Origin of the sequence: Anabaena sp. UHCC 0399, assembly GCF_034931465.1 — a bacterium.
GTDB lineage: Bacteria > Cyanobacteriota > Cyanobacteriia > Cyanobacteriales > Nostocaceae > Trichormus > Trichormus minutissimus.
The window spans coordinates 1-5,783 of sequence record NZ_JAYGGZ010000101.1 but is presented as its reverse complement, the minus strand read 5'-3'; the positions used below and the strand labels follow the sequence as shown (position 1 = coordinate 5,783).

Sequence of the window (5,783 nt, the reverse complement as noted above, 5' to 3'; positions counted from 1 at the left end):
GCCACCCTAATACGGGGGCAATCGACATCCAGCACTTTGCACAGTATTGGCGGGTATTGCACTTTCCCAGCCCCCCAGCCATTACTGTGCAAGAAGGTTGCGAGGAGTAGGCTCTCAAACACCTTGCTCTACCTGGACTTTGACAACCCTTGGTAAGAAATTAATTACTCAGTTTCTTAATGCTGTAGGCTTGTACAGCAGTCATTCTCAGATGACCGCGCACACATAACATCTATCTGACCGCAAAAAAATTGTTTGGACGTTTGCTTTAAGTTGCTCAGAAAAAGTTGTATATCAAGGCTTGAGTAAGAAATTGAGCCACTGGGGAACTAAATTTCCACCAAAGAGCGAACGCTTAAAATTTCATGATTTCGCAGTGGTTTAATATCAGTTATGGGAACAATGACAACAGCGATTGATTCACCAGTTGCATTGAATACTTCTAGAACGCATCCTTGTTCGCCATTGCTGGGATGAGGGACAAAATCAATTAAAGTTGCAACATCACCTTTTTTTAATTGATATTTATCCAAGTCCCAATTTAAAGCAACACGCTGGTATAGTTCAAAGTTCATTGATGTTTTATTCCCTGTCCTGATAAGCTTTAATTTTTTCATACAAGCTATCAACATCCTCCTGAGCAAACAGTTTGTCTTTTAGTTGTAAATAATCACCTTCGCCTAAATTACAAGCTGCCCAAAATTTCATCACTTTGGATGGCTCTAAATGTGTGAGTAAAACCTGTATTACTTCTTGTAGGTTTTGCTGTTCGTTAATAACTTTGATTGTCATAATTTATATCCAAAATAAATTCTGTGGGGTTAATTGTTTTGAGTGTTAAAGCTTGACAGCGATTGATTAATCTCTTATCGCAAGTGATAAAATAATCACTTTGAGAAGCTTCAGCACAAGCAACGTGCAGAGCATCAATGGCTTTAATTCCTTGTTGTTCTAGTTGTTTTGCTCTACCTCTAATATTTTCATCTACTAATACTTTTAATGTAGCTATTTGTAAGTATCGCTCCATTGACTGTTGGTTTACAGGAAAAGGGTTACGGCTATTCTCATATTCTAGAACTGAAGAATTAACTAATTCTATTAATTTGGCTTCGACCATTTGTAAAATTAAGATAACCGCTTGTGTTTCTAGAAAGTTTTTTGGTTGTGTTTGGTCATCAAAGGGACGGTTATAAATACTTGTATCTAAATAAACTCTGGTCATGTCACCGCCTCTCATACTTTCTCAGCTTCTTTGACGCGGATTTGCTTGCTACAGTGATTTGTATCTAGCAGGTACATTACTCAAAAGGATTTAAGTCATAATCAAATTTGGCTTTGCCACGAGTCGCGTAAACAGACTGAAGACACTCATCAAAGTCATCACCTGCCCAAGTTCCTGCGTGTCTGAGAATGGAACGACCGGAAGCCGGACGGTAGGGTAGCTGAGAACTGTCTGTCGGGGTTTCTTTTGGTTGCGGTAGGGTATCGGAACTTCCTGTTTCTGGCTTAATGTGCGGTGATTGAGTATCTTTTTTAACTGTTTGTTTGGTTTTCAAAAAACGTAGAAAATCAAGAGTTTCTTCTAGGAGTGACTCTGGAGAAGATTCAATTTCTTGGAGCAGGATTTCTTTGATAGTCATAAAAATATTGTTTACGTTGTAGTGAAAGCGGAAATGGCTTTATCTTTTATTATCACAAACGCCTTAATCTAATTTAAATTTTCACCTTGGCTATAGCCTAACTCCAAGTTAGGGGAAAAATAAGTGATTCAGATATCATCATTGTCTTCAACTATTAAAGCTTCCAGTTCTACCAGCAATTTTTGTAATCGCTTTTGCTTTTTGGGATTATTCCAAACCTTGGATTTTTTGACTTTAGTATAAGCTTCATCTATCTGCTTTTTTATGTTAGGAGATTTTTTTTCTGAAGTTCCAGTTGTCTCCTGTTGAATCACAGTAAGACGTTCTTTGATTTGGTTCAAGGACAAGTCGTTTTGAAGCGTATCGTATAGCAAAGATGCACGTAAAGATTCATCTTTAACTCGCGCAATTACCTTGGCTTTGGTATACTCAATCATTCCTGACCGCAGTGCTTCCATAACATCAATCGGAAGTTTCAGAAGTGGCAACCGATTAGTTCTAAAACTTTCGGGGGAGAATCTTCCGATTGCGTTAAATACCTCTAGCAGGGTCTGCCATTCTGAACTGTGGATAACGTTATCCACAGCTTCTCGTTCTGGATGAGCAGCTGATTGAAGTAAAGCAATCACTGACTCTGCTGTTTGATTGAGTTTTAATGCTACGAGTGCAACAATTCCCTCAGTTTCTTCAACAGGATTCAAATCTTCTCTTTGCAGATTCTCAGAAAGTGCAAGTTCAAATGCCTCTACATCCGTCATCTGCCGAATCACAGCCGGAACAGATTCTAGTTGAACAGTTTTAGCAGCCTGATAACGTCGTTCCCCAGCAACTAATTCATACTTACCATCCACTTGTGGACGAACGAGAAGGGGTTGGAGAATTCCATGCTGTTTGACTGACTCTACCAGATCAAGCATGGATTTAGGAGCAAAGTAGCGACGAGGTTGCTGCTGTGGTAAAACAATTTGTTCAATGGGGATAAGCACAGCAACGTTTTCGTTTATTTCCTCGTCCGAACCAAATAGAGCATCGACTCCTTTGATTTGATAAGGCTGACTAGCACGCTTTTTTGGATTCATGATGGCGTTGACAAACTTTGAGCAATCTGTTTGAGGATATTAACAGATGAATGCTTAGGATTATAAATTCCGAATGACAACTGCACTTAAGCTGCATCGGCAAATCCTACTGATTAAGTTAAACACCTCTAACAGTATCTGCCATTTTGGGTTGTGGATAACGTTATCCACAGATTTTTTCTCATGGTAATACTTCCAAACCTTCAGCAATCTGTTTGAGAATCTTAACAGATGGATGTTTAGAATTATATAGTGCCAATGGCAGATGCTCTTGGGACGCATCGGCAAACCCTACTGACCGGGGAATAGCTGGATAAATCGTCCCGATTTTAGACAGAGAATTAGTAATTGACTGTAAGCTCTGAGATCCTTGTCCAGTTCGATTGTCATACATCGTAGGAACCACTCCCGCAATCTGTAATTTTCGATTAGCACGAGAACGGACACGAGCAATCGTTGTTAGCAATAGTTCTGTTCCTTTCAAAGCTTTATATTCGGTCTGAATAGGGATAAGTACGTGTGTGGCTGCGACTAAGCTGATATAGCTAAGAATACCGAGACTTGGTGGACAGTCAATCAAAATGAAATCGTATTGTGTAAGAATCGGTTCCAGTGCCTCTTTCAACCGCATATCTCGCATATCTGCTACGACGAGTTCCAATTCTGCACCACTTAGGTTGATATTGGCAGGTGCCAAATCCATATTATGAATGTTCTGATGAATTGGTAATGCTTCTTCTCCAAGAAGAGCTTCATAAACTGTCTTATCTAATTCAGATGGCTCTAATCCCATAAAGGCAGTCAGCGAGGCTTGGGGGTCCATGTCCACTAACAAAACTTTCTGCTTCCTTTGAGCCAAGTGGTAGCCTAAATTCATCGTCAAAGTGGATTTACTAACACCACCTGACTGATTGAAAACCGCAATAACCTTGCTCATTGCCTGAACAAAAACAATAAAGATCTCAACTTAACAATATCGGTATCAGTGATGTATTTGCACAAAAAATTTATGGCCATAGTTTATGGGAGAAGTCAAAACAGTGTATAGAGTAAAATCTATACCATCTCACAATTATGATGGTTTTCCTTATGGAATTTAGCAGCAGTAAGAAAAAACTAAGCAATGGTAGTTCTTACTGACTTCAAAGCTATATATATAAAGGATTACAGAAGCCAATGGTGGATACCTTTGTTGCCCGGTCGGGGCTGGGGGCAATCGCCTCAAGATAGCAGAGAGAAATAATACTTCCAAAAGCAAGAAAATCCCGCCCCGAATTTCTTAAATTTATTTGTCACATTTCTTTCTGGCACAAGGGATGCCGAAAACGATCGCCTGCTTATATACTCTCCCTTATTTCACCTATTTCACCTATTTCACCAAACTCATCCTCGATTGAGCGAACGGTAAGTAACTCTGGGATTTAGTTTCTTACTTTGGTGGTTAAAAGCAAGTAATGGCAAGGAATTGGAGAACCAATGAGGTGCAAGCCCCCTGCGAGGTCGCAGCTGTTCAATTTCACCACACCTGAGTAAGCAATCTCTCGAAATTAGTACATCTTTTCCATTATTTGTAAAAATTCTTGAACTACTAAATGAGGTTCTTGCTCACACCTTTTAGCATCAAATCGCTCCACAACTCGGATCCCATGATGACGATAATAACGTTCCCGTTCTTGTTCTTCAACTCGCCGTTCTGGAGTATGAAAAGGACCATCCACTTCCAAAATTCCCAACTTCCCCTGATAGCAAATTAAAAAGTCAGGTTCTAAATTACGTTTCCCGTTGGGAGTGTTTAGCCGACCTCTGCAATTAGGCCAGAAAGCAATATCAGGATATTGCTCAAGTGACTTAGCAATTTGTACTTCAGGATTTGAACGAAAGCGCAGACCTAACCATACATAATTTAACTGCTGATTGGAAGTGAACGCAGTTTTGTGTTCAGTAACCTTGTCAGCAGGAGCAAGTTGACCTTGCATACGTAATGAAATGTCTGCAATTACTGTTTTATCAACTTTTTTACCCGCTTTGAGCATGTCTACTAATATTAATAATATGTCTTTCTTATTGGGTCGAAGTAGCTGTATCAGTTGTGTCATCGAAATGAGAAACAGCGTACCAAACCATTCAGTTTGTATTCCTAACTCCTGTGAGTACTCATAAACAGAAATACATTTATATGCCGTAGCAGGTGAATATTCCCACTCAGAAGTGTTTAGCCACCTTGTAAATTGGCCATAACCCAAATATTTTCGGATTTCATATAATAGCTGCCCGCTGTAATAGTAACCCAGTATCGTCGAACGTAGTCTCATTTTAATCTGAACTACAAGACCACGTACCAGGAGAGCGGTTTCAGTATTTGTGTACTCAAAGTGCAGACTTTTTTCTAGAGATTGACTGTATTGCATAGATATTGACCGAGTAAATATTACAAAAATATGCTATTTTTGCATATCTTAGCAGCTACGGTAGCCTCCCAACATGGGAGGTTCAATTTACTCACTCAGGTATCAAGCTTTTCTCAAGCGACTGCGCCAAGCTAGAGAAGAAGCTAATTTGACGCAAGTAGAGGTGGCTAAGAAGTTAAATCAGCCACAATCTTACGTTTCACGTTGTGAATCTGGGGAAAGGCGAGTAGATGTGGTTGAACTGACAGATTTTGCCGTGATTTATCAAAAACCTTTAGATTTCTTTGTTTATTTTAAGTTGGATACTGGAAACACCTCTGAAACCTCGTAAAGAAAGTGGGGTTTTTTGTACAAACCCTCGAAAAGGGGAATTAGGGATTTTATACCTAAGAGGCGGCGGATTTTTTGAGGTAACGATAGACACTCGCCTTAGAAATAGCAAAGTCTTTCATGAGAATTTTGATAAGAGTACCTTGTGTGCGTCGGAGATGAAGTTCGTTAATCTGCGGAGCAGACAATATCTGTTTTCGCCCGAAGCGAACACCCAGTTCCTTCGCCTTATGAATCCCATCAAGTTGTCCCTCAGAGCGAATTTCTGTTTCAAACTCAGCAATAGCACTAAGCATATTGAACAGAAGTCGTCCAGTTGCATTTGG

At 39.8% G+C, this 5,783-nt stretch carries 9 protein-coding genes; 1 reads left to right on the top strand and 8 read right to left on the bottom strand.

Going from position 1 to position 5,783, the window contains the following annotated elements; genetic code table 11:
- Positions 1 to 329 precede the first annotated feature (329 nt).
- The 7 genes from VB693_RS28640 to VB693_RS28610 form a co-directional block, all read right to left on the bottom strand.
- Positions 330 to 575 (bottom strand): DUF4926 domain-containing protein, encoded by a 246-nt coding sequence (locus tag VB693_RS28640; protein WP_190710390.1) that lies wholly within the window; start codon positions 573 to 575, stop codon positions 330 to 332.
- A 7-nt stretch (positions 576 to 582) separates the two neighbouring features.
- The gene (locus VB693_RS28635; protein WP_190710392.1) at positions 583 to 792 is read right to left on the bottom strand and encodes a hypothetical protein; all 210 of its coding nucleotides are present in this window, start codon (positions 790 to 792) and stop codon (positions 583 to 585) included.
- On the bottom strand, positions 773 to 1,222 hold the full coding sequence (locus tag VB693_RS28630; protein WP_323269230.1) for a PIN domain-containing protein: 450 nt from the start codon (positions 1,220 to 1,222) through the stop codon (positions 773 to 775). Before VB693_RS28630 ends, VB693_RS28635 begins: the two co-directional genes overlap by 20 nt.
- A 76-nt stretch (positions 1,223 to 1,298) precedes the next feature.
- The gene (locus VB693_RS28625) at positions 1,299 to 1,640 is read right to left on the bottom strand and encodes a DUF2281 domain-containing protein (RefSeq protein WP_323269229.1); all 342 of its coding nucleotides are present in this window, start codon (positions 1,638 to 1,640) and stop codon (positions 1,299 to 1,301) included.
- Between the two features lie 128 nt (positions 1,641 to 1,768).
- Entirely contained in the window at positions 1,769 to 2,719 is a 951-nt protein-coding gene (locus tag VB693_RS28620; protein ID WP_323269228.1) for a ParB/RepB/Spo0J family partition protein, read from the bottom strand.
- Positions 2,720 to 2,900: 181 nt separating this feature from the next.
- On the bottom strand, positions 2,901 to 3,656 hold the full coding sequence (locus tag VB693_RS28615) for a ParA family protein (RefSeq protein WP_323269227.1): 756 nt from the start codon (positions 3,654 to 3,656) through the stop codon (positions 2,901 to 2,903).
- 610 nt (positions 3,657 to 4,266) lie between these two features.
- Positions 4,267 to 5,127 (bottom strand): hypothetical protein, encoded by an 861-nt coding sequence (locus VB693_RS28610; RefSeq protein WP_323269226.1) that lies wholly within the window; start codon positions 5,125 to 5,127, stop codon positions 4,267 to 4,269.
- A 73-nt stretch (positions 5,128 to 5,200) separates the two neighbouring features.
- Between VB693_RS28610 and VB693_RS28605 the strand changes: the two genes are divergently transcribed.
- Positions 5,201 to 5,458, top strand: a complete 258-nt coding sequence (locus tag VB693_RS28605; RefSeq protein WP_323269225.1) for a helix-turn-helix transcriptional regulator — start codon at positions 5,201 to 5,203, stop codon at positions 5,456 to 5,458.
- Positions 5,459 to 5,513: 55 nt separating this feature from the next.
- On the opposite strand, the gene VB693_RS28600 is transcribed toward VB693_RS28605, so the two are convergent.
- On the bottom strand, positions 5,514 to 5,783 hold a 270-nt coding region (locus VB693_RS28600; protein WP_323269224.1), incomplete at its 5' end, for a helix-turn-helix domain-containing protein.